Source organism: Collinsella aerofaciens, from assembly GCF_015555045.1.
Classification (GTDB): domain Bacteria; phylum Actinomycetota; class Coriobacteriia; order Coriobacteriales; family Coriobacteriaceae; genus Collinsella; species Collinsella aerofaciens_W.
In genome coordinates, this window is sequence record NZ_JADNJQ010000017.1 from 16,375 (window position 1) to 34,481 (window position 18,107).

Here is an 18,107-nt window from a genome sequence, read left to right on the forward strand (position 1 = left end):
AGCCCGTTTGATTAACCAGCCCTCTGTAGGTACACTGCATATTGATGGGCCCGGGATGACCGCTGATTCAAGTCACCGGGCCTAAATCTTTTCATCCATTTGAATAGAGCGGGCGACTCTCTTGGGGCCGTCTGCATGGCGTGTGATTAGCGCGTGGTATTGCGCCCAGCTTTCATGTCCGCGCGGCCACCTATCCTTACGGCAATGTAGCCGCTTATGTAACAAGCGGCAAGCAACGGAGAAAGGCCCTAACCGTGTCAGCTGAAAAGACGCCGTGTATCTCGGCTATCGATACGACGAACTTTGCGCGCCAGATTGTGCTGGACTTTGAGTTTGCGCCGGTGCCAAAGCAGCGCCAGCGCCGTGGGCTGCGCAATGAGATTATCGAGGTCGGCGCCGTTAAGCTCGATTACCACGGCAACGTTATGGGCGAGTTCTCGCAGTTTGTGCAGACGGAATTTACCGAAGGCGTTGCGTATCCCGTCCGCGAGCTCACGGGGATATCGGCCGTGGACACCGCGATGGCCGATCTGCTCTACATGGTGATAAAAAGGCTCAGCGATTGGATCGGTCGCTACTCCGCCCAGGTGGTCTGTTGGAGCGGTGCGGACCGTCGGCAGCTTTTGACCGAGTGCCAGGCAAAGCACATCGACCTTTCCACATTTCCTACGGACTGGGCCGACCTGCAGGCGTTTTACACCTCGATCATGGACGTTGGCAGCCACGGGCGCGTCTCGTTGGGCGACGCGGCAACGTGGTTCGGCATCGAGTTTGACGAGTCGACGGGCCATGCCCACAGCGCCCTAGCCGATGCGCGCGTGACCGCCAAGCTGCTCAAGCAGGTGATGGACGGGGACTATCACGTGAGTCCGCGCGCCCAAGAAGTCCGCCAACGTTGGGGGATGGGCGAGCGGGCCCAGACACGCCTCTCTAGCAAGTGCCCCGAGCTGGGCGACCTGCTGCTGAAGCTGAAGGCGGCGGGAAGGTAGGGGCGTTAGCTGTCTGCATGGCGCGTGCCTGTCGCGTATCGTTACTCTTCCTGCTGCTTGGCAGGCAAGATGTAGACGTTCTCGGCGTCCACGGCGATCTGCGCGGGGCGGTTGTAGAGGGTGTCGATCTCCTTTACGCTCTGCTTGAACGGCGTGACGTCGGGCGTCTTTGCCTGATGGAGCTTTTCGAGGAGTTTCTCGGATTGCTTGTCGTTGAACTTTCCGATGCTCTCTCCTGCGCCTTCGAGCGCCTCGTCGATGAGTGTATGGTCGCCCACGGGGGTCTTTGCGATGGCGTGACCGAGCAATTTGCCCGCGGACGCGATACCGCCCAGCAGTGCCGCATCGACGGTGTCGACAGCCCCCGCTTCGAGTGCGTTGTAGCAGTCGGTGTAGAGCTCGCGGTACGCGATCGAATCAGCCTCGATCTTCGCAGTGGCGTCCGCGAGCTTTGCGGGCTCGAAGTTCTGGGCGAGCATGGGTTCGAGGAACAGCGAGAACGCGTGGATGTAGGTGGCGAGCTGGCAGTCTTTGAGGTAGTCGAGCACCTTGTCGAGGCGTCTACCCAAGCCGTCTCGCACCTCGATGAACCCTTTCTTTTTCAGATCCGCCTGTGCCTGCGAGCGGAAGAGTTCCATGTCCTGCGCGGACGACTGCTTGATGTCGAGCACCTTCATATGGGCGTTTGCCATGTAGGTGGCGTTGCCGTAGTTGAGGCCGTAACCGTTGAGGATGTCTGCGAGCGTCTTGAGGTTGCCACGCATGTTGGCCTTGTCGCGCTGACGCATGTACTCGAACATTTCGTCGACGGACTCCTGGATGGAGTCGAGCTTTTGGTTTATCTGCGCGATTGCGGCTGCCATGAATAGCGATGTTGGATCGTAAGGCACCTGCGTGACGCTCGTGGCGATGTCGCCCTCGACTACGTGGAAGCGCGCCTGCCCAAGGCCCTTGGCGGCGTCGCGGTAGCCCCCTGTGAGACCGCTGCCGTCCTTGAACGTGTTGAGTTTCGACGGATCGAGCGGGTTACCATATTTGTCAGTCGCCTGGAGCAGCGTGGGCACGCTCACCGTGTTGGTGACGGTGCGAAACATCGAGGGGAGCGAGGCGAACGCCACGCCGAGTTGGGGAATTCGCTCGAGCGGTAGCTTGATGGCGCCGGAGACGTCCACCCGCTTCTGAGTGAGCGCGAGGTGGATTTTGGTCGATGCGAGCTGTTTTGCCACGAGCTCCTCTCGGCCGTCGTTCGCCGAGGGTTTGGTCTCGTTGTCTGCCATAGCGCGCTCCTTGCTTACGTTGATAGTCGTGGGCATTATCTCATCGCCTGGTGGCTTGCTAGAGCGGGGTAGAGGCCGAGCGTCTGGCGAAACTCGTTAACTGATTGCATTTCAGCGGATTGGGTTGATTATAAGAGAAGGACGGCTATCCATCTGCCCTTCCCAGTTGAGTTCGCTTTGAGCTACTGTTCGTGCCTATGCTGCTTGGGCTCAAGCCTTCTCGCTGCCGTGAAGCAGGCCGTGGCCGCCATGGCCAATGCGATGCTGGCCATCCAAGTGGAGTCGCCGGTTGCAGCGAGCTTTGGTTCATCGGCTGTCGTGCGTCCCGACTTTTTTGTAGCCGCCTCGTCGGCGTCCTTTTCAGGAGTGGCAGGATCACTTTTGTTGTCGCCGGGTGAATCTACGTCGGTCTTTCCGCCCGCCTGCTCCCCTTGGGCCTTCCCCTCCACGGTGAAGGACGCATCGGTCGCCGTCCCGTCCTTCCAGACGGCCGTGACGGTGTGTCCGCCGCCGGCGAGCGTGTCCAGGTAGGACGGCCTGAGCTCGATAATCGTGCTGCCCCTGGTTGCGGTGTAGTTCTCGGCGGAGACCTCAGTTCCGTCCACGAGGAGACGCGTGAACTCATCGAGAGGACCGCTGAAGCGGAAGGTCAGACCGGCCTCGCCGTCCTTTGCATACGCCTGCCCGTCGCCCTTGGTGGCGGCATACAGCGGAGCGGTCACGTCGAAGGTGACGTCCCCCGCGTCGTCGACATCAAAGGTCTGAACGCCGGTCTTGCCGTTACGCTCGGCGTAGGCGGAGCTGTAGACGAAGGTCTCGTGGCCCGTCTTGTCGAGGACCGCGAGGGCTTGGATTTCAAACGAGCCCATCGAGAGCGACGTGGGGAACTCGATTTCGATATAGCCCCTTGCCGCATCGTAGCTGCAGCTCAACGTTTTGCGGGTCTTTAAAGAGTTCGGGTCCTCGACATAGCCGGGGTCGCCGAGGATCGGGGAGACAGACTTTACGCCGTCCGCGTCGCCTACATTGCAATAGATACGGAGGATCCCGCCGACGGGGACCCTCTTCGCGGAGATGGAAACGTTCGAGACCGTGGGCGGGTTCCGGTCGATCGCGCTGCCGGTCACCTCGAAGCACAGCTCGCTCGGGTCGCCAACCGAGAAAGTCGCGCCCGAAATGCCGTTGGCCCTGGCGTAGGAACTCTCGTACACATCGGTCTCGAACCCTAGGCCATCGGTGACCGAAAGGCCGATCAGCCTGTGCCTTCCGATCCTATTGCTGTCGAATGTGAGGTCAAACCCGTCGATAGACGAGCCTCCGTGATAATAGGCTGACGAAACAGAGCAGCCGTCGTCCGAATTCTCCCAGCCCTGCCGCAGTATGGGGGAAACGGAGCGAACGCCGTCGGCATCGGAGACGGTCCAAGAGATGTGGAGGTCGGCACCGGTTGCGACCTCCCTGCTCGAGAGCGACACGGAGGACACGGTCGGCGGGTTTTGGTCTTCGGGTCCCTCGGTCACCTCATACTCGAGGGGGTCGGTGGTGAAGGTCGGACAGTCGAGCCCCTTCTCCTCGGCATACGTCGTGTCGTAGACATCGGTAACCCATCCAAGACTATCGGTCACGCCGAGGCCGATGATCCGGTACCTGCAGGGCCGGTCGCTCGGGGAGGTGGAGATATCGAAGCCCGCGGTCGTGTTGCCGGTCGACGAGAAGGCGAGACGGGAACTGATTCCATGGTCTCCGGTATCGTTTTCGACAAGGACTTCGACTATGGGCGTGACGGACCGTACCCCGTCAGGATCATCGACGCTATAGCCGACATGCAGCGTGGAGCCGGCCGTGACTGTCGTCGCGGATATCGTCACGTTGGAGATGCTGGGCGGGTTCGGGTCCGACGCGGCTAGGGCGGTTGAGGGCAAAGCAAGCGCTACGGTGGCGGACAGCGAGGCGAGCAGGCTAAGCGCGAAGCGCCTGGAGAATTTCAAGGAGGTCATTGGTGGTGCCGATCTTCCATAATTGTTGCAGCGATACCAGTATATCTTTGGCCCATGCTAGCCAGATGTTCTTTCCGCGAACGGCTCGTTAGTTTAGAGACGGCATATGGACGCCTGTCTCGTCCACGTTTCTCGTAAGGGCGATTATAAGGACATGAAGAGACTTTCTCGGAACAATCAATTGGGGATATCAAAGAAATGCTGGACGCCTCCTGATCGCTCAATGCCTTTGAGGTGAAATGCGGCGCATCGGCTACGTTGTTGAGATCATTTATCGAGCGATACGTCATTCCAGCTGAGGCCACCGTCATGAGGCTTCTGTTCCTACACCCCCCGCAATCCCGCGCGCGGCACCCAACAGCTCGTACTCCCTCTCGCTCCACTGGCACAGCTCGGCAGTCTCGACGGCGTCGCGACACAGGTCCAGAAACACCTCAGCTCCCTCGCAGAAGCACTCGCGGGCAAAGTCACCCGAACCGCTTGCGACGCACGTGCCGTCGGCAAACAGCTTCCAGCTAGACAGCTCGCGCGAGTCGTCTCCAAGCAGCTTGATCTGCAGTACGTGCGGGTCGTCGGCGGCGCAGAGCTCTTCCTCGAACACCTGCACGGTAAAGCGCATCTGGTGGGAGAGGCTGCTCTTGACCATGGCCGAGGCGTAGCCGTTCTGCTTGTCCAGAAGATGCATTCGTTTTGGCTTGGCTGCCAGGTTGTGGAAGTTGCGCTCGCTGCGCACAGAGAAATTGTCCATACGGACTCCTTTCATCGATGTTGGCAGGGCCACCGTGCCTTTTGGCCGGTTGGCGTCGGGATCGTGGAGCCAACTCTCTACCCCGACTCTGGATAAAACGTGCCCGCTCCTTGCGGGCAAGAGGAAGTCTATCAACGTGTACGGACTCAACGTGTACGGACAGAAATCAAGCGCCATCCGCGAAATGACGCGCGGATGGCGTTGGTTTCCCAAGTGATTATTCGGCTTTCATCCGGAAAAGTGTCGAAATCAGCCGTGTAAAAGTACGGAAAAGTGTCGAAATAGGCACCTTAAAACTTCGGAAAAGTGTGGCTGGATGACAAAACAGCACTTAGAAGCCGGCGCTGGATGCGGGATCCTGCGGCCGCCTTCAGCTCCCGCTACTCATCGTCTCCGTCGTTGGGGTCGCCCTTGAGGGTGTTGATGTCCAGGTACTGGTTATCGTCCTCTTTTTGCTGGGTCTCCGACTCCGCTTGGGTGGGGCCGCGGAACAGCTGGAATCCCTCAAACGCAATGACGCCGAACAGGGCAATGACAATGGCGAGAAAGGCAATCTTGACTGCCTGCGGAAATTCCGAGAAACGCAGTGCCTTTTCCTCGGCGTAATAATCGGCGAAGCGTTCTTCGCCCGTGCTTTTGGTGTACGCCGGTGCGGACGCGGCCTCCGGGTCATATTCCGGTGCACGCGTGGCAGCGTACGGATCGTTGAGATAATCGCTCGGTGCGGTGCCATAATCCTCGGTCTCGATGCGACTGGTGCCAGCATAGCCATCGGAATAATCGGAATATGCCGCACCGCCCTCATAGTCCGCGGCGCTCGTGTTGGCGGCAAAAAGCGGATTAACTGGAACGTCGAGCGCCGGCATGCCGGTAGAGGTCTCATCCAGATCGGCTGCAGCCCAGGAATCGTAGGCAACCTGATGGGCAACGGGCTCATCGAGCCTTGCGACCGGAGGCTTGCGTGCCGCAGGAACAGGCAACTGCTGGGCGCTGTACATAACGGTGCTGTCGGCCGATTTGCCCTGCGTCGCTGCTGCGAGAAATGCCGCCGTCTCGGACGGGTCGCTTGCGGGGCGGGGAGCGGGCGTGGGCGCCGAAGTGGGTGCGGGCGTAGGCGCGGGCGTCGAAACAGGCGACTGCGCAGGAGTCGGCGCAGATACGGGCTCAGGCGCAAGTGCGGGATTGGGGCTTGACGGGCGAGCCCCGCCGCCGCCCATGAGTTCGTCGGCGGTCCACGGGCGATCATCCATCACGTCGTCAAGGCTCAGCGAAAACAGGTCGTCTTCACCCTCATCGAACATGCGGTGCACATGTCCACCAATTGCCGGAATCAATCCGCGACCGGTGCATGATGCCTTGCTCAACGCCATTCTGTCCCATCCTTTCGAAATACTAATGACATCGATTATATGGAACTTCCCAAGCGGCTCGGTCTCGGATTCGTGCTTTCCAGAACTCGCGCCCAAAAAGGGAGGGGCAATCCAGGCGAGTGCCTACTTGTCGCCGGCCGCCGCCTTGGCCTCATTGAGGTAGCTATAGAAGCTGTACTTGGAGATGCCAAAGAACTCGCAGGCGCGCTCACTCGACTTGGAAATGAGGAAGGCACCGCGACGGTCGAGGTAGCCAATGGCACGAATGCGCTCGTCTTTGGTCATGAGCGCCGCGGGCTTGCCCACAAACTGCTCGCACTCGTGCAGCAGGTCCTCGAGCAGGTCGCCGATGTTCTTGGTAATGGGCTCGGGCTCGGTATAGCCCGTGCCGCCGGTGCCGGTAAAAGCGTCGAGCGAGCGCTCAAATGCCTTCATAAGCGTAATGTCAAAGTTGATGCCCAAAATGCCGACGGGCTTGCCCTCGTCGTTGCGGATAAAGATCGTCGACGATTTGAGCAGCTTACCGTCGGTGGTTTTAGTGAGGTACGGCTCGCGGTCGTGTACGTCGGTGGCGCCCTCGTGCATGGACTCAAACACGATATGGCTGGGGCCGTCACCCAGTTTGCGCCCGCTGACGTGGCCGTTTTCGATCACTACGATGGAGTGGTCCACGTCCTCGGTCTCCAGGTCGTGGACGACGACTTCACAGTTGGGGCCAAATTGGAGTGCCAGGCCGTGTGCAAGGCGCTTATAGAACTCAATCTGTGCGGGGGTCATAGGTACCTTCCTAAAAATTAGTTTGGGCACACTTTGCCATAAACCACAACTGTTCGCAAATAGCGAAAGTGTCACTGCGTTATGTGACCGTTCGTCGGCGAAAAGGTACCGATTACGGCAACAAACAATTTGTTAGGTTTGCCAATCAAAAAGTGTGATAGAACAGTGCTAACAAACTTTTTGTTTGGCATCCACATAAAAGTTCAGTCGCATGAATGGGAATGGGCTGAAACGCGTATGCGGGGGCCGGCAAGAGAGGACTTAAGGAGTTCACCGTATGGCCGATAAGATCCAGTGGGCGGGCAACACGATGCCCAAGAGCGATGACAAGCACTTGGGAATCATGAGTCTCGACCACGTGAAGAAGGCCCGCGCCTTCCACCAGTCGTTCCCTCAATATACCGTCACTCCGCTTGCCCGTCTGGACGGTCAGGCTGCGCGCCTGGGCCTGTCCAACCTGTGCGTTAAGGACGAGAGCTATCGCTTTGGCCTCAACGCCTTTAAGGTCCTGGGCGGCTCGTTTGCCATGGCCAACTACATTGCCGACGAGACCGGCAAGGACGTTGCCGAGTGCACCTTCGATTACCTGACTTCCGATCAGCTTGCCAAGGACTTTGGCCAGGCTACCTTCTTTACCGCCACCGACGGCAACCATGGCCGCGGCGTGGCATGGGCTGCCAACAAGCTGGGCCAGAAGGCTGTCGTGCACATGCCCAAGGGTTCCACCAAGCCCCGCTTCGATAACATCGCCGCCGAGGGCGCCACGGTGACCATCGAAGAGGTCAACTACGACGAGTGCGTGCGCATGGCGGCCGCCGAGGCCGACGCCTGCGAGCGCGGCGTTATCGTTCAGGACACCGCCTGGGAGGGCTACGAGAAGATCCCGTCTTGGATCATGGAGGGCTACGGCACCATGGCTTCCGAGGCTGCCGAGCAGCTGCGCGAGATGGCCATCAACCGCCCGACGCACGTCTTTGTCCAGGCTGGCGTGGGCTCGCTGGCCGGCGCCGTGGTGGGCTACTTCACCAACCTGTATCCCGATAACCCGCCGACCTTTGTTGTGGTCGAGTGCGCGCCTGCCGCCTGCCTGTACAAGGGTGCTGCCGCCGGCGATGGCGATCCGCGTATCGTGGACGGCGACATGCCTTCCATCATGGCCGGCCTGTGCTGCGGCGAGCCCAACATCCTGGGCTGGGATATCCTGCGCAACCACACCACCGCCTTCGTGTCTTGCCCCGACTGGGTCACCGCTCGCGGCATGCGTACCCTGGGCGCCCCCGAGAAGGGCGACCCGCGCGTCATCTCCGGCGAGTCCGGCGCAGTGACCACCGGCCTGGTCGAGACCATCATGCTCGATCCCGAGTACGCCGAGCTCAAGGAGCTCATCGGCCTGGACAAGACGAGCTCCGTGCTCTGCTTCTCCACCGAGGGCGATACGGATCCCGACCAGTATCGCCGTATTGTTTGGGAAGGCGAATATCCCACTTGCTAATCGTTGGGGCGGAGTAAATAGGTATCGCTCCGCCACCTCACAGGTAGATTCCTTCGTTTGAAAGGTTATGAACAATGGCTAAAGAACTCGATTTCGACGCTATCAAGGCTGCTGCTGAGTCCCATCGTGCTGATATGACTCGCTTCCTGCGCGCTATGATCTCTCACCCCTCTGAGTCTTGTGAGGAGGGCGAGGTTGTCGCTTGCATTAAGGCCGAGATGGAGAGCCTTGGCTATGACGAGGTCAAGGTCGACGGCCTGGGCAACGTCATGGGCTTTATGGGCGAGGGCGACAAGATCATCGCCATCGACTCCCACATCGACACCGTCGGCATCGGCAACATCGAGAACTGGGATGCCGATCCCTATGAGGGCTACGAGACCGACGAGATCATCTACGGCCGCGGCGGCTCCGACCAGGAGGGCGGCATGGCTTCTGCTACCTACGCTGCCAAGATGATGAAGGACATGGGCCTCATCCCCGAGGGCTACAAGATCATGGTCGTCGGCACCGTCCAGGAAGAGGACTGCGACGGCATGTGCTGGCAGTACATCTACAACAAGGACGGCATTAAGCCCGAGTTCGTCATTTCCACCGAGCCCACCGACGGCGGCATCTATCGCGGTCACCGCGGCCGCATGGAGATCCGTGTCGACGTTCACGGCACCTCCTGCCACGGTTCCGCTCCCGACCGCGGCGACAACGCCATCTACAAGATGGCCGACATCATCGCCGACGTCCGCGCCCTCAACAACAACGGCTGCGACGAGTCGACCGACATCAAGGGTCTCGTCAAGATGCTCGACCCCAAGTACAACCCCGAGCACTTCGAGGACGCCCGCTTCCTGGGTCGCGGCACCTGCACCGTCAGCCAGATCTTCTACACCAGCCCCAGCCGCTGCGCCGTGGCTGACTCCTGCGCCATCTCCATCGACCGTCGCATGACCGCCGGTGAGACCTGGGAGTCCTGCCTGGACGAGATCCGCAACCTGCCGGCCGCCAAGAAGTACGGCGACGACGTGAAGGTCTCCATGTACATGTACGACCGTCCGTCCTGGACCGGCGAGGTCTACGAGACCGAGGCATACTTCCCCACGTGGATCAACAAGGAGACCGCTCCGCACGTCAAGGCCCTCGTCGACGCCCACAAGGCCATGTTTGGTGACGAGCGCATCGGCTGCGAGCCCAGCATGGACAAGCGCACCGGTCGCCCGCTGTGCGACAAGTGGACCTTCTCCACGAACTGCGTTTCCATCCAGGGCCGCTACGGCATCCCCTGCGTGGGCTTTGGCCCGGGTGCCGAGTCTCAGGCTCACGCTCCCAACGAGGTCACCTACAAGGACGACCTGGTCACCGCTGCCGCCATGTACGTGGCTGCCCTGAACCTCTACGATCCGAGCCAGGCCGATGGCGATGCCACCGTGTTCCGCGCCGGTCTGACCAACAACAAGATCGATTAGTCCCATTCCTCGATTTTGTTGAGCCGGGGGCCGCTCGTGTCCCCGGCACCCCCTGTTGACTTGGGGCCCGCGGTCGTTATCTCCCATGCTTCCTCAACGGTGGCGGGTCCTCGTCATGGTGCTCTGCATGTTCTAGCCACACGCGCATGCCGGAGCACATCTACTCATTGCGATCGTTTCATCTTTAGAAAGGACATTTCCATGGACGCTAAGTTTACCGAGCTCGTCGAGCAGCTGAACGGCCTCGATTTTAAGGGTATGTACGGCAGCGATTTCCTGCACACTTGGGACAAGACCACCGATGAGCTCAAGGCTCTCTACATCGTCGCCGACGCCCTGCGCGAGCTGCGCGAGAACAACGTCTCGTCCAAGATCTTCGACTCGGGCCTGGCTGTCTCCCTGTTCCGCGACAACTCCACCCGTACGCGCTTCTCCTTCTCTAAGGCTGCCAACCTGCTCGGTCTTGAGCTGCAGGACCTGGACGAGAAGAAGTCCCAGATCGCTCACGGCGAGACCGTCCGCGAGACCGCTACCATGATCTCCTTTATGGCCGACGTCATCGGCATCCGCGACGACATGTACATCGGCAAGGGCGACGCCTACATGGCCGAGGTCTCTGAGTCTGTCCAGCAGGCCTACGAGGACGGCGTTCTGGATCACCGTCCCACGCTCATCTCCCTGCAGTCCGACTCCGATCATCCCACGCAGTCCTCTGCCGACATGCTCTACCTCATCAACGAGTTTGGCGGCCTCGAGAACCTCAAGGGCAAGAAGGTTGCCGTCACCTGGGCCTATTCGCCCTCTTACGGCAAGCCGCTGTCCTGCCCGCAGTCGCTGATCAGCCTGCTGCCCCGCTTTGGTATGGACGTCACCCTGGCTCACCCCGAGGGCTACGACCTCATGCCCGAGGTCGTCGAGCGCGCTAAGGGCTACGCCGCCGAGTCCGGCACCACCTTTAAGCAGGTCAACACCATGGCCGAGGCCTTCGAGGGCGCCGACATCGTGATCCCCAAGAGCTGGGCTCCGTTTGCCGCCATGGAGAAGCGTACCAACCTGTACGCCGAGGGCGACGACGCCGGCATCGCAGCGCTCGAGAAGGAGCTGCTCGCCCAGAACGCTACCCATCAGGACTGGTGCTCCACGACCGAGCTCATGGAGAAGACCGCCAACGGCCAGGACACCATCTTTATGCACCCGCTGCCCGCCGACATCTCCGGTGTCTCCTGCGAGCACGGCGAGGTTAACGCCGACGTCTTCGATATGCACCGCGTGGGCATGTACAAGGAGGCTAGCTACAAGCCGTACGCCATCGCTGCCATGATGTTCCTGCAGAAGGTTGCCGATCCCGCCGCTACCCTCAAGGCCCTCGACGAGCGCAACACCGCCCGTTGGCTCCAGGCCTAAAGCCGGGTTGAGGTAAGCCATGTAAAGGGGGCGCTCTGCCAACCGGCGGGGTGCCCCTTTTTTGCATCGCGGGCGTGCGGGATAAGCGCTCTCGATGTGGATGCCCGCGGCGCGAGTTATGGGTACGATGGTTTCAGGGGAGGTATCACCATGAAACTTGGATGCGTCATTATGGCTTCGGGCGAGGGCAAGCGGTTTGGCTCTAACAAGATGCTTGCCGATATCTATGGCGAGCCGCTGATTGCCCGGACCATCGATTCGGTTCCCCGGGGCTTTGACGTCGTGGTTTCGACGCGTTGGCCCGAGGTCGCCCAGATTTGCGAGGACAAGCATTGCCCGTGCGTGCTGCACGATGGCGGGCTGCGCAGCGAAAGCGTCCGTGCGGGCCTTTCATGGGGAGTCGAACGCAACTGGAAAGGTTGCCTCTTTTTGCCGGGCGACCAGCCGCTCGTGAGTTCGGATTCTTTTGAGGCCATGGTTCGCGCGTTTGATGAGCGTGGCCGCAAGCATCCGGTGCGTCTTGTGTGCAACGGTGAGCCTTCGAGCCCGGTGCTCTTTCCGGCGGAACTGTTCGATGTACTTATGTGTCTTGAGGGCAAGGACGGCGGGGGCTCGATTCTCAAAGGTCGCACCGACGTGGTGCTGGTCGAGGCGCGTGCCTACGAGCTGTGGGACGTCGATACCGTCAAGGGACAGCGACGCATAACGGAGCATATTGCCGCCTGCTCGTATTTTGATCGCGTGGCCAACTGTATTAATCAATAAGGAGCAACATGATCATCATCAAAAACGGCGCGCTCGTGACGCCCCAGGGGCTTCGCCGCGCCGATCTTGCCATGGAGGGCGACAAGATTGTGCGGATTGCCGCGGCGATTGAGCCGGCCGGGGGCGATACCGTCGAGGATGCCGTGGGCTGTTGGGTGTTCCCCGGCTTTATCGACGGCCACACGCACATGCAGTGCTGGACCGGCATGGATTGGACAGCCGATAGCTTTGAGACCGGCACGCGCGCGGCTGCCTGCGGTGGTACGACGACCATAGTGGACTACGCGACGGCCGATCGCGGCGTGACCATGCCCGATGCCTTGGCCGAGTGGCATCGCCGCGCCGACGGAACCTGCACGGCCAACTACGCTTTTCATATGGCACTCGCCGAGTGGAGCGAGCGCAACCGCGCCGATCTCGTGGCTATGCGCGAGGCAGGCGTGTCGTCCTTTAAGACCTACTTTGCCTACGATCACCTGCGCTTGAACGATGCCGAGACACTCGAGGTGCTGGAGGAACTCAAGCGCCTGGGCGGTATCCTGTGCGTGCATTGCGAGAACGGTACGCTGGTGAATGAGCTGCAGAAGCGCGTGTACGAGCAGGGGATTCATGGGCCCGAGGGGCATGCGCTCAGCCGTCCGGACGTGTGCGAGGGTGAGGCCGTGAGCCGCCTGCTGTATCTGGCGCACCTGGCCGGGGACGCTCCGGTCAACGTGGTGCACCTTTCGACCAAGCTGGGGCTCGAGGCCATCCGTGCTGCCAAAGCGCGCGGGCAGAAGAATATCTATGTCGAGACCTGCCCCCAGTATCTGATGCTCGACGATACGTGCTACTTGGAGCAGGGAGAGGACGGCTTTGCGGGTGCCAAGTATGTGATGAGCCCGCCGCTGCGCCATGCGGGCGACCGTGCGGCACTGCGCGAGGCGCTTGTGGCCGGCGAGATCGATACGATCGCGACCGACCACTGCAGCTTTAACCTGCACGGGCAAAAGGACCGCGGGCGCGACGATTTTCGCGCGATTCCCAACGGCGGGCCCGGCGTGGAGCATCGTCCCGTCGCGATTGCCACGAGCTTTGAGGGACAGCTGGGTCCCGAGGATTTGTGCCGCTTGATGAGCGAGAACCCGGCACGCGTCTTTGGCATGTATCCACGCAAGGGATGTCTTGCCGAGGGCGCCGATGCCGACGTGTGCGTGTGGGATCCCCAGGCGCGCTGGACGATTAGTGCCGCGACGCAGCATCAGGCCGTGGACTACACGCCGCTCGAGGGTTTTGAGGCACATGGCCGCGCCAAGGCCGTGTTTGTGAACGGCGTGCTGGCGGCACGCGACGGCGAGCCCACCGGAGCCCAGCCCGGCCGCTACGTGCCCCGCTAGCAGGGGGAGTGCCGGACCCCCTCCGCAGTTGCGGTGAAATACGGACTGTTTGCGGCCATTAGGTGGCCAAACAGTCCGTATTTCACCGCAACTGACGAGATGGGGCCGGCTACTTGAGGCTGGTGGCGACGACGGGGCGGCCGAGGGCTGCCTGGAAGCGGTCGGCTATCGTTGAGTCGGCAAGTGTGTCGGCTTGGTTGAGCATGATGCGGGCATTGTTGAGGTTCAGCATCTGCATCTCGGCATTGAGCACCTGGGCGACGCGCTCGGGCGTGGCGATGTCGGTGAGCTCGCAGCCGCAACGCTCGCAAAAGAGCTCGGGGCGGTGGACGGCTTCGTTGATGGACTTGCCGAGCCCCGAGGCGCCGACGAGCCAGATGACGTTGGCCGTGCCGGCGGGAACGACCGGCTCCCATGGGGCATGCGCCTTGAGCGGGAGCCGCTTGCTGCCGTCCGCCTCGGCCAGGACGTAGTCAAAGCGCTGCGCCAGCTGGTCGAGCGGCTCGGCAGGGGAGGAGAACTTGCCCGTCTGGGGGTCCAAGACGCCTGCCTGGCAGATGCCTCCGCGTGCAAGGCCCGCGCAGGCCTCGCAGGTGCAACCGGGGACATGCGAGGCACCCGGCTTCCAAGGCGCGGCGTCCAGGCGACGATTCGACCCGTCCCATGGCACGCCGGCAACGGGAAGCATATGCGTGGTGGTGCAGAGGAGCACGCGGCCGCCAGCGCGCATGAGCTCAAGACCCAGCGTTTTGAGCAACGTCGACTTGCCGCCGCTGCCGATAATCGCGGTAATGCCCGGCTCGATCCTGAGCGCCGAGGCAAGATTGCCGCTAACCGTTTCCATCTGTTCACCGCCGTATAATACTGTGATAATAAATAATCATCAGAGTAGCGGTCGAACCGCTTTTGCTCTGCTCAAACCGTAGCACAGGGAGGTGCCCCGGGAATGCTCGTTTATGTTCGCGGCGCCGGCGATATCGCCACGGGTGTCGCCGCTCGCTTGGTGCGCGCCGGCGTGTCGGTCGTTATGGCCGATATCGCGGTTCCCACGTGCATCCGCCGCACAATCAGTTTTTGCGAGGCTATTCGCCTGGGCGAGGCCCAGGTCGAGGGCATTCGCGCTCGCTTGGCGCAGACGCCGGCAGAGGCGCTCGAGATTACCCAAGCGGGGGATGTTGCCGTCGTGGTGGACCCTCAGGCCAAGATGCTCGATGAGCTTAAACCCGCGGCTGTGGTCGACGCGATTTTGGCCAAGCGCAACCTGGGTACCACGCGCGACATGGCGCCTGCCGTCATCGCCGTGGGGCCGGGCTTTACCGCGCCGGTTGACTGCGACGCCGTGGTCGAAACCATGCGCGGGCATTTCCTGGGCCGTGTCATTACCCAGGGTTCGCCCCAACCCAACACGGGCGTGCCGGGCATTATCGCTGGCTATGGCAGAGAGCGCGTTATCCACAGCCCCGCCGCCGGCGTGTTTCGGTCCGACCGCGCGATCGGCGACATCGTGAGCGCCGGAGACGTGATTGGCTACGCGGGCGATTCGCCCATGTGCACGCAGATCGATGGCTGTCTGCGCGGGCTTTTGGCGAACGGCGTGCAGGTGACTGAGGGCTTTAAATGCGCCGATGTCGATCCGCGCGGCGATGCCAGCTATATCAACTACATTTCGGACAAGGCGACGTCGGTCGGCGGCGGCGTGCTCGAGGCACTCGCTATGCTCACCGATATCTTTAGAGGATAGAAGGCGGCAATGGAAAAGCTCGATGTTGTGAATGCGGCGCTTGTCGCCCTGCGTGCTGGCGAGACGTGCGAGCTCGTGGTCGTGGCCGGCACGGCGGGGTCGTCGCCGCGCGGCGTGGGCGCCTGGATGGCCGTCTTTGCCGACGGTAGCCAGGCGGGCACCATCGGCGGCGGCAAGATCGAGCTTTTTGCGCTGGACGAGGCGCGAGAGCTCCTGAGCGCGGGACAGTCGCGTCTGGTCCGCTACACCATGGGCGGCGAGAACTCCGATACCGGTATGATCTGCGGCGGAGCCATCTGCCTGTGCTATCTGCATCTGGATGCGATCCAGGCACCGTTGTTCCAGGAAATTGCCGACGTCTTGACGTATCGACGTATCGGCGACTTCGTCATCGACTTTGAGCCGTTTATCGCGAGCGCGCTCGAGGGCGATGTGGCCGAGTACCATGGCGAGGCATCGCGCCATACCATTGCCGGCTGCCCCGGGCTTTCGCTGGTGGAGGAGGGGAGTAAGGTCACCTACACCAACGCGGCCTCTGAGATTCCCGCGGCGCACATCGAGACGCTCTGCCCCGAGGGCCTGACCTACATCTTTGGCTGCGGCCACGTGGGCGCCGCGACGGCGCGGGTGCTCACGGCGGCGGGCTTTGCCGTCGTGGCGTGCGACGACCGCCCCGGCACGCTGACGCCCGAATGGGTGCCCAGTGTCTACGACCGTCGTCTGGTCGACTACAAGAACCTGAGCAAGCAGTGCCCCATCGGCCCGCGCGACCTGGTGGTCGTCGCCACGGCGGGTCACAAGTCCGATATCGACGTGGTGATTCAGGCCATGCGTGCCAAGCCTGCCTACCTGGGCTGTCTGGGTTCGCGCCGCAAGACGGCCTTTGTGCGCGCCCGCCTGGAGCAGGAAGGCTTTACGCAGGACCAGATCGACGAGCTGCACCTTCCGATCGGCGTTGCCATCGAGGCCGAGGACCCCGAGGAGATCGCCATCTCCATCGCCGCCGAGATGATCCACCTGCGCCGCACCAAACTCGTCCCCCGCAAGCGCTAATCGGATCCCCACCAATAAGTTGCGGTGAAATACGGATTGTTTAAGCCTGTTAGGCCGCCCAACAGTCCCTATTTCACCGCAACAGCTTTTTGGGACCCATTTGTGCGGGGGAGTTGTGGAGTTGTGCAGGCAGACGAGGTTTTTCTGGAAATACGCTCCCGATGCGCGTATAGTACCGATTGTTTTGTCGGCTCCTGCTGCGTCGAGTCCAAACCGCAAAATGCCATGAGCGGCGCGGATGCAGCCAGGAGGCACGAGGACAACCCATCGTGGCCACGCCCCGTGCTTAAAACCCCAAGAAGGAGTGAACAATGGCAGAAGAGAAGTATGTGCCGCGTCTGAAGACCAAGTACAACAACGAGGTCAAGCAGCAGCTTCAGGACAAGTTCCAGTACGAGAACGTCATGATGATCCCCAAGTTTGAGAAGATCGTCGTGAACATGGGTGTCGGCGAGGCCGCTACCGATTCCAAGGCCATCGACGGTGCCGTGCGCGACCTGCGCGCCATCACCGGCCAGCAGCCGATGATCACCCGTGCCCGCAAGTCCATCGCTACCTTCCGCCTGCGCGCCGGTATGCCGATCGGCTGCAAGGTTACCCTGCGTGGCGACCGTATGTGGGAGTTCTTCGATCGTCTGACCTCCGTCGCGATCCCCCGTATCCGCGACTTCCGCGGCATCTCCGCCAAGAGCTTCGACGGCCGTGGTAACTTCTCCATGGGCGTCACCGAGCAGCTCATCTTCCCCGAGATCGACTTCGACTCCGTCGATCACCAGCGTGGTATGGACATCACTTTCGTGACCACCGCCAACACCGATGAGGAGGCCAAGGCCCTTCTGGACGCCTTCGGTTTCCCGTTCAAGAAATAGGTTCACCTGCCCTATAAGCGCCGTTCCCACAAGGGGGCGGCGCTTGGGGCGAACAATACTCTATGTGAGGAGGATATAAGTGGCTAAGACATCGATGATCGTCAAGTGCAATCGCAAGCAGAAGTTCTCTACTCGTGAGTACACGCGCTGCCAGCGCTGCGGCCGTCCGCACTCTGTGTACCGCAAGTTCGGCCTGTGCCGTGTCTGCTTCCGCGAGCTTGCACTCAAGGGCGAGCTTCCCGGCGTTAAGAAGGCCAGCTGGTAAGTCACTACCAGCGTTTCAAGCATCAGTTTGGAACAGGGAAAACGCGCTAAAAAGGCTTTGCCGTTAAGGGCGGCGAAGAACCAAGAGCACGTGTTCATCAAGAACGAAGGAGAATCTGTATGAACCTTACAGACCCGATCGCAGATATGCTTACGCGCATCCGTAACGCTAACTCTGTGAACAAGGCCACGGTCTCCATGCCGAGCAGCAAGAAGCTCGTCGAGATCGCTCGTGTTCTGCACGAGGAGGGCTACATCGAGGGCTACGATGTCGAGGACACCGTTCCCCAGAAGACTCTGCACATCACGCTTAAGTATGGTCCCAAGAAGGCTAAGGTCATCAACGGCATCCGCCGCATTTCCAAGCCGGGCCTGCGTAAGTACACCGGCGTTGCCGACATGCCCCGCGTCCGCGGTGGCCTTGGTACCGCCATTATTTCCACCAGCCATGGCGTCATGACCGACCGCGATGCTCGCAAGCACAACGTCGGCGGCGAGATCATCGCTTACGTCTGGTAATTCGCT

At 61.2% G+C, this 18,107-nt stretch carries 17 protein-coding genes and 1 riboswitch; of the genes, 11 read left to right on the forward strand and 6 right to left on the reverse strand.

The window, feature by feature from the left end; genetic code table 11:
* Positions 1 to 254: 254 nt before the first annotated feature.
* Positions 255 to 989: a 3'-5' exonuclease gene (locus I2E45_RS06755; protein ID WP_158554645.1), complete on the forward strand. Its 735-nt coding sequence runs from the start codon at positions 255 to 257 to the stop codon at positions 987 to 989.
* Between the two features lie 41 nt (positions 990 to 1,030).
* Here I2E45_RS06755 and I2E45_RS06760 read toward each other — a convergent pair whose 3' ends face one another.
* The 5 genes from I2E45_RS06760 to I2E45_RS06780 all read right to left on the reverse strand — a co-directional run bounded on the left by I2E45_RS06760 (position 1,031) and on the right by I2E45_RS06780 (position 7,158).
* Entirely contained in the window at positions 1,031 to 2,266 is a 1,236-nt protein-coding gene (locus I2E45_RS06760) for a hypothetical protein (protein ID WP_195445187.1), read from the reverse strand.
* 182 nt (positions 2,267 to 2,448) lie between these two features.
* Positions 2,449 to 4,263, reverse strand: coding sequence for a hypothetical protein (locus I2E45_RS06765; protein WP_195445188.1), 1,815 nt, complete (start codon positions 4,261 to 4,263; stop codon positions 2,449 to 2,451).
* A gap of 307 nt (positions 4,264 to 4,570) precedes the next feature.
* Positions 4,571 to 5,011 (reverse strand): hypothetical protein, encoded by a 441-nt coding sequence (locus tag I2E45_RS06770; RefSeq protein ID WP_195445189.1) that lies wholly within the window; start codon positions 5,009 to 5,011, stop codon positions 4,571 to 4,573.
* Positions 5,012 to 5,019: 8 nt separating this feature from the next.
* Positions 5,020 to 5,110: riboswitch (SAM riboswitch) on the reverse strand.
* A gap of 281 nt (positions 5,111 to 5,391) precedes the next feature.
* Complete coding sequence (locus tag I2E45_RS10505) at positions 5,392 to 6,381, reverse strand: hypothetical protein (RefSeq protein ID WP_195445191.1); 990 nt, start codon at positions 6,379 to 6,381, stop codon at positions 5,392 to 5,394.
* A 123-nt stretch (positions 6,382 to 6,504) separates the two neighbouring features.
* Positions 6,505 to 7,158, reverse strand: a complete 654-nt coding sequence (locus I2E45_RS06780; protein ID WP_089573552.1) for a helix-turn-helix transcriptional regulator — start codon at positions 7,156 to 7,158, stop codon at positions 6,505 to 6,507.
* 277 nt (positions 7,159 to 7,435) lie between these two features.
* Here I2E45_RS06780 and dpaL point away from each other — a divergent pair, with 277 nt between their 5' ends.
* The 5 genes from dpaL (at position 7,436) to hydA (ending at position 13,655) form a co-directional block, all read left to right on the forward strand.
* Complete coding sequence (dpaL, locus tag I2E45_RS06785; RefSeq protein WP_118065760.1) at positions 7,436 to 8,650, forward strand: diaminopropionate ammonia-lyase; 1,215 nt, start codon at positions 7,436 to 7,438, stop codon at positions 8,648 to 8,650.
* Between the two features lie 74 nt (positions 8,651 to 8,724).
* A complete protein-coding gene (locus tag I2E45_RS06790) occupies positions 8,725 to 10,110 on the forward strand; it encodes a YgeY family selenium metabolism-linked hydrolase (RefSeq protein WP_055252228.1) in 1,386 nt (461 codons plus the stop codon).
* Positions 10,111 to 10,311: 201 nt separating this feature from the next.
* A complete protein-coding gene (gene ygeW / locus I2E45_RS06795; RefSeq protein ID WP_055287465.1) occupies positions 10,312 to 11,514 on the forward strand; it encodes a knotted carbamoyltransferase YgeW in 1,203 nt (400 codons plus the stop codon).
* A gap of 150 nt (positions 11,515 to 11,664) precedes the next feature.
* Positions 11,665 to 12,279 carry a nucleotidyltransferase family protein gene (locus I2E45_RS06800; RefSeq protein WP_195445193.1) on the forward strand — a complete coding sequence of 205 codons (615 nt, stop codon included), beginning with the start codon at positions 11,665 to 11,667 and terminating at the stop codon, positions 12,277 to 12,279.
* Positions 12,280 to 12,287: 8 nt separating this feature from the next.
* Positions 12,288 to 13,655, forward strand: coding sequence for a dihydropyrimidinase (hydA, locus tag I2E45_RS06805; protein ID WP_195445195.1), 1,368 nt, complete (start codon positions 12,288 to 12,290; stop codon positions 13,653 to 13,655).
* A gap of 109 nt (positions 13,656 to 13,764) precedes the next feature.
* On the opposite strand, the gene yqeC is transcribed toward hydA, so the two are convergent.
* A complete protein-coding gene (yqeC, locus tag I2E45_RS06810) occupies positions 13,765 to 14,499 on the reverse strand; it encodes a selenium cofactor biosynthesis protein YqeC (RefSeq protein ID WP_195445197.1) in 735 nt (244 codons plus the stop codon).
* A 102-nt stretch (positions 14,500 to 14,601) separates the two neighbouring features.
* Here yqeC and yqeB point away from each other — a divergent pair, with 102 nt between their 5' ends.
* The 5 genes from yqeB (at position 14,602) to rpsH (ending at position 18,101) form a co-directional block, all read left to right on the forward strand.
* Entirely contained in the window at positions 14,602 to 15,396 is a 795-nt protein-coding gene (yqeB, locus tag I2E45_RS06815) for a selenium-dependent molybdenum cofactor biosynthesis protein YqeB (RefSeq protein WP_195445199.1), read from the forward strand.
* Between the two features lie 9 nt (positions 15,397 to 15,405).
* A complete protein-coding gene (locus tag I2E45_RS06820; RefSeq protein WP_195445201.1) occupies positions 15,406 to 16,449 on the forward strand; it encodes an XdhC family protein in 1,044 nt (347 codons plus the stop codon).
* Between the two features lie 311 nt (positions 16,450 to 16,760).
* Positions 16,761 to 17,318 carry a 50S ribosomal protein L5 gene (gene rplE, locus I2E45_RS06825; RefSeq protein ID WP_006235260.1) on the forward strand — a complete coding sequence of 186 codons (558 nt, stop codon included), beginning with the start codon at positions 16,761 to 16,763 and terminating at the stop codon, positions 17,316 to 17,318.
* A 79-nt stretch (positions 17,319 to 17,397) separates the two neighbouring features.
* The gene (locus tag I2E45_RS06830; protein WP_022094280.1) at positions 17,398 to 17,583 is read left to right on the forward strand and encodes a type Z 30S ribosomal protein S14; all 186 of its coding nucleotides are present in this window, start codon (positions 17,398 to 17,400) and stop codon (positions 17,581 to 17,583) included.
* A gap of 119 nt (positions 17,584 to 17,702) precedes the next feature.
* Entirely contained in the window at positions 17,703 to 18,101 is a 399-nt protein-coding gene (gene rpsH / locus I2E45_RS06835) for a 30S ribosomal protein S8 (RefSeq protein ID WP_006235262.1), read from the forward strand.
* Positions 18,102 to 18,107 lie beyond the last annotated feature (6 nt).

Bases quoted from the DNA above. Each gene is read 5' to 3' on its own strand.
- I2E45_RS06760 (WP_195445187.1), bottom strand. From the start codon at position 2,266: ATGGCAGACAACGAGACCAAACCCTCGGCGAACGACGGCCGAGAGGAG.
- I2E45_RS06765 (WP_195445188.1), bottom strand. From the start codon at position 4,263: ATGACCTCCTTGAAATTCTCCAGGCGCTTCGCGCTTAGCCTGCTCGCC.
- I2E45_RS06770 (WP_195445189.1), bottom strand. From the start codon at position 5,011: ATGGACAATTTCTCTGTGCGCAGCGAGCGCAACTTCCACAACCTGGCA.
- I2E45_RS10505 (WP_195445191.1), bottom strand. From the start codon at position 6,381: ATGGCGTTGAGCAAGGCATCATGCACCGGTCGCGGATTGATTCCGGCA.
- I2E45_RS06780 (WP_089573552.1), bottom strand. From the start codon at position 7,158: ATGACCCCCGCACAGATTGAGTTCTATAAGCGCCTTGCACACGGCCTG.
- dpaL (WP_118065760.1), top strand. From the start codon at position 7,436: ATGGCCGATAAGATCCAGTGGGCGGGCAACACGATGCCCAAGAGCGAT.
- I2E45_RS06790 (WP_055252228.1), top strand. From the start codon at position 8,725: ATGGCTAAAGAACTCGATTTCGACGCTATCAAGGCTGCTGCTGAGTCC.
- ygeW (WP_055287465.1), top strand. From the start codon at position 10,312: ATGGACGCTAAGTTTACCGAGCTCGTCGAGCAGCTGAACGGCCTCGAT.
- I2E45_RS06800 (WP_195445193.1), top strand. From the start codon at position 11,665: ATGAAACTTGGATGCGTCATTATGGCTTCGGGCGAGGGCAAGCGGTTT.
- hydA (WP_195445195.1), top strand. From the start codon at position 12,288: ATGATCATCATCAAAAACGGCGCGCTCGTGACGCCCCAGGGGCTTCGC.
- yqeC (WP_195445197.1), bottom strand. From the start codon at position 14,499: ATGGAAACGGTTAGCGGCAATCTTGCCTCGGCGCTCAGGATCGAGCCG.
- yqeB (WP_195445199.1), top strand. From the start codon at position 14,602: ATGCTCGTTTATGTTCGCGGCGCCGGCGATATCGCCACGGGTGTCGCC.
- I2E45_RS06820 (WP_195445201.1), top strand. From the start codon at position 15,406: ATGGAAAAGCTCGATGTTGTGAATGCGGCGCTTGTCGCCCTGCGTGCT.
- rplE (WP_006235260.1), top strand. From the start codon at position 16,761: ATGGCAGAAGAGAAGTATGTGCCGCGTCTGAAGACCAAGTACAACAAC.
- rpsH (WP_006235262.1), top strand. From the start codon at position 17,703: ATGAACCTTACAGACCCGATCGCAGATATGCTTACGCGCATCCGTAAC.